Here is a 4091-nt window from a genome sequence, read left to right as displayed (position 1 = left end):
TAGCCCGGCATGGGCACGCCCGGACTGCCCAGGCGGGTGGGCTTGTCGCTGATGCCCTGGCGATCGAGATGATGGGCCAGCCCGATTCGGTCTGCCAGTAGTTGTCGATGACCGGCACCTCAGGGCGCCGGAAATCCAGCTGGAGGTGGTTTCATCGAGCGGTTCGCCCGCCAGGTAGAGCGCCTTGAGCGACGACGTGTCGTAGCGCTCCATGCATTCGGGCGGCTGCTTCTTGAGCACGCGAATCGCGGTGGGCGCGGAGAACATGCGGCTGACCTTGTATTTCTCGACGATGCTCCACCAGATGCCGGCATCGGGCCGGATCGGCAGGCCTTCATAGAGCACGGTGGCCATGCCGGCGATCAGCGGTCCATAGACGATGTAGGAGTGGCCCACCACCCAGCCGATGTCGGAGGTGCAGAAGTAGGTCTGGCCGGGCTGGCCGCAGAAGATGTGTTGCATGGATGAGGCCAGCGCCACTGCATAGCCGCCCACATCGCGCTGCACGCCCTTGGGCTTGCCGGTGGTGCCGGAGGTGTAGAGCACGTAGCTGGTGTCGTTCGATTCCAGCCAGGTGACCGGCACCGGCTGGTCCAGGTGCTGCTGGCGTAACTGCGCGTAGTCGACGTCACGCTGCGGCGTGCGCGCCATCTCGGCCAGGCCGCGATCCACCAGCAGCACCCGCTGCGGCTTGTGCTGGGCCAGGTTGATCGCCTCATCCAGCAGCCCCTTGTAGGGAATCACCTTGCCGCCGCGCGAGCCGGCATCGGCCGAGACGATCAGGCGCGGCTGCGCATCATCGATGCGCGAGGCCAGGCTGTTGGAGGCAAAGCCGCCGAACACCACCGAATGCACCGCCCCGATGCGCGCGCAAGCCAGCATGGCAAACACCGCCTCGGCGATCATGGGCATGTAGATCAACACGCGGTCGCCGCGCTGCACGCCCAGCGCCAGCATGGTGGCGGCCATGGCCTGCACTTCGCGGTGCAGTTCGGCAAAGTCATAGACGCGCTCGCTATTGGTTTCGGTGGAAATGGCAATGAGCGCGGCTTGCGTGGGGCGCTCGGCCAGGTGACGGTCCACCGCGTTGTAGCACAGGTTGGTGGTGCCGCCGATGAACCAGCGCGCAAACGGCGCACGCGAATAATCGAGGGTGCGGGTGAAGGGCTTCTCCCAGTGGATACGCTGCGCCTCCTCGGCCCAGTAGGTGTCGGGGTGCTCGATGGAGCGGCGATAGAAATCCTCGTATTGCATGACGTCTCCTCATGACTTTCGAATTGAAAACGGCTGTCGCCCTGGGCTATCGTGGCTTGCGGGTCGTGCGTCGGGTGGTTCTCGTGCAAGGTGCTTGCCCGGCCTTCATGCGACGTTCAGAACAGTCTTGCACCTGAAGCTTACGGTGGGCTGAATCGGCCCGCGCCATGCCGGGTTGCCACTGATGCAGATCAAGTCCGGTGCTGCGACGCTACGCAACGCAACGCAACGCCATGCAACGCGCCGGCAAGCAGAATCGATGCCGCTGGCACAAGACCGACGGCATGACAAGGAAGAGGAAACGGGAGGGAAGAAGAACGCGCCGCAGTCAGCTCATCACCACGACGCGCTGCGCCTTTAGCGCGTGCGGCAATCGTTGGCGAGCTGCTGCCCGATCTTGGAATTGAGCAGCATGGACTTCGACGGGATCTGGATCCACACCAGGCCTTCGCCCTTGTTCTCCAGGCGTACTGCACCGGTCGAGGTGCTGACCGGGTTCATCATGTAACTGCTGCCTTTCCACACCAGCGTGACGCCATCGGTGACGCGGCCATCCATGCGGATTTCGACCTTGTTGCCCATCTCGCAGCTAAAAGCACCGGTCTTCAACTGGGTCGCCCAGGTCGGTTGCGTGGCGGCGGGCGCTTGCAGCAACTGCGGCAAGACCGGCTTGGTTTCGGTGACCGGCACCGGGGTGGAAGAACAGGCAGCCAGCGCCACAGCGGCGGCAGCGGCCAGTCCCAGGGACTGGAAAGGAAAATGGGAAATACGGCGGGAAATACCGCAGGAAACGATGGCAGCAATCATCGGATGATCCATGGAGAGTCGGGGTGGACGCGGGGGAAGAAAAAGATCCGACCGCATCTTAACAAGTTATTGCACCGGACTCGACCACATGTAACGCTTGTTACAAATCTGCGATCTGTTGTGATCGGCTACCACCTGGGGAATGCGGCGACCAGCCCTGGCCGCCGCTTCCTTCTTCTTGCTGCTCCCGCTCCCTCTTGCTCCCTTGCCCCGTCAACGCGCTGCGTGTTGGCTTCCTGCCATCAATGCAATATGGCTGATCGGCTTATTTGCGCTTGCCGATCGGCACGAACTTCAGGTCTTCCGGGCCCACGTAGTTGGCCGAGGGGCGGATGATCTTGTTGTCGATGCGCTGCTCGATGATGTGCGCGGCCCAGCCCGACGTGCGGGCGATGACGAACAGCGGCGTAAACATCGCGGTCGGCACCCCCATCATGTGGTAGGACACGGCCGAGAACCAGTCCAGGTTGGGGAACATCTTCTTGATCTCCCACATGACCGTTTCCAGGCGTTCGGCGATATCGAACATCTTGGTCGAACCGGCTTCCTTGGAGAGCTTGCGTGCCACTTCCTTGATGACCTTGTTGCGCGGGTCGGAGATGGTGTAGACCGGGTGACCGAAGCCGATCACCACTTCCTTGTTCTCGACGCGGCGACGGATGTCGGCTTCGGCTTCGTCGGGATTGTCATAGCGCTTCTGGATCTCGAAGGCCACTTCGTTGGCGCCGCCATGCTTGGGGCCGCGCAGCGCACCGATGGCGCCGGTGATGGCCGAGTACATGTCCGAGCCGGTACCGGCGATGACGCGGCCGGTGAAGGTGGAGGCATTGAATTCGTGTTCCGCGTACAGGATCAGCGAAGTGTGCATGGCCTTTTCCCAGGCCTCGGAGGGCTTTTCGCCATGCAGCAGGTGCAGGAAGTGGGCGCCGATGGAATCGTCATCGGTCTCGACTTCGATGCGCTTGCCGTTGTGGCTGTAGTGGTACCAGTACAGCAGCATGGAGCCCAGCGAGGCCATCAGGCGGTCGGCGATATCGCGCGCGCCGGGGGTGTTGTGGTCATCCTTCTCCGGCAGCACGCAGCCCAGGGCCGACACGCCGGTGCGCATCACGTCCATCGGGTGCGAGGCGGCCGGCAGCCATTCCAGCGCCGCCTTGACGTTGGCCGGCAGGCCGCGCAGGGCTTTCAGCTTGGCCTTGTAGGCGCGCAGTTCGGCCGCGGTGGGCAGCTTGCCATGCACCAGCAGGTGGGCGATTTCTTCGAACTCGCAGCTATCGGCCACATCCAGGATGTCGTAGCCGCGATAGTGCAGGTCATTGCCGGTCTTGCCCACGGTACACAGGGCAGTGATGGCCGCCGCCGTCGGCCTGGTCGGCTTGCTGTTGCTGCTGGAGCCCGACCTGGGCGCGTTCGGTGTGATCGTCTGCATCGCCATGGGCATCCTGTTCCTGGGGGGCATCAACGGGGTCTGGTTCGGTGGCATCGGCGCGACCTTGGTGGGCGTGTTCTCGCTGGTGATCGTGACTTCGCCGTGGCGGCGCGAGCGTATCTTCGCCTATCTGAATCCGTGGGAAGAAGACAATGCGCTGGGCAAGGCTTACCAGTTGTCGCACTCGCTGATCGCCTTCGGGCGCGGCGAGCTGTTCGGCGTGGGCCTGGGCAGCAGCGTGGAGAAATTGCATTATCTGCCGGAGGCGCATACCGACTTCCTGCTGGCCGTCATCGGCGAGGAACTCGGCTTTGCCGGCGTGCTGGTGGTGGTGCTGCTGTTCTACTGGCTGGTCAAGCACGCCTTCGAGATCGGTCGCCAGGCCATCGCCCTGGACCTGACCTTTGCCGGCCTGGTGGGCAAGGGCATCGGTATCTGGCTGGGCGTGCAGGCGTTCATCAACATGGGGGTGAACCTGGGTCTGCTGCCCACCAAGGGTCTGACGCTGCCGCTGATGAGCTATGGCGGCTCNGGTGTGCTGTTGAATTGCGTGGGCTTGGCCCATCTGTTGCGTATCGATTATGAAAACCGGGTCTTGATG

General features: G+C 63.2%; 2 protein-coding genes and 2 pseudogenes. 1 reads left to right on the top strand and 3 read right to left on the bottom strand.

Annotation, left to right across the window (positions count from 1 at the left end; all coding sequences use genetic code 11):
- The 3 genes and pseudogenes from I5W_RS19125 to prpC all read right to left on the bottom strand — a co-directional run.
- Positions 1–1254 (bottom strand): annotated as a pseudogene (locus I5W_RS19125) (AMP-binding protein); the annotation flags it as partial.
- Positions 1255–1611: 357 nt separating this feature from the next.
- Positions 1612–2061: a hypothetical protein gene (locus I5W_RS19120; protein ID WP_017451641.1), complete on the bottom strand. Its 450-nt coding sequence runs from the start codon at positions 2059–2061 to the stop codon at positions 1612–1614.
- Positions 2062–2326: 265 nt separating this feature from the next.
- Positions 2327–3502: a bifunctional 2-methylcitrate synthase/citrate synthase gene (prpC, locus tag I5W_RS19115; RefSeq protein WP_044530411.1), complete on the bottom strand. Its 1176-nt coding sequence runs from the start codon at positions 3500–3502 to the stop codon at positions 2327–2329.
- Here prpC and I5W_RS19110 point away from each other — a divergent pair.
- Positions 3411–4091, top strand: a pseudogene (locus tag I5W_RS19110) (FtsW/RodA/SpoVE family cell cycle protein); the annotation flags it as partial. The gene prpC and the pseudogene I5W_RS19110 overlap by 92 nt on opposite strands.

The organism is Herbaspirillum sp. B65 (assembly GCF_000333555.1).
Classification (GTDB): domain Bacteria; phylum Pseudomonadota; class Gammaproteobacteria; order Burkholderiales; family Burkholderiaceae_D; genus Herbaspirillum; species Herbaspirillum rubrisubalbicans.
This window is presented reverse-complemented; position numbering and strand designations above follow the sequence as displayed.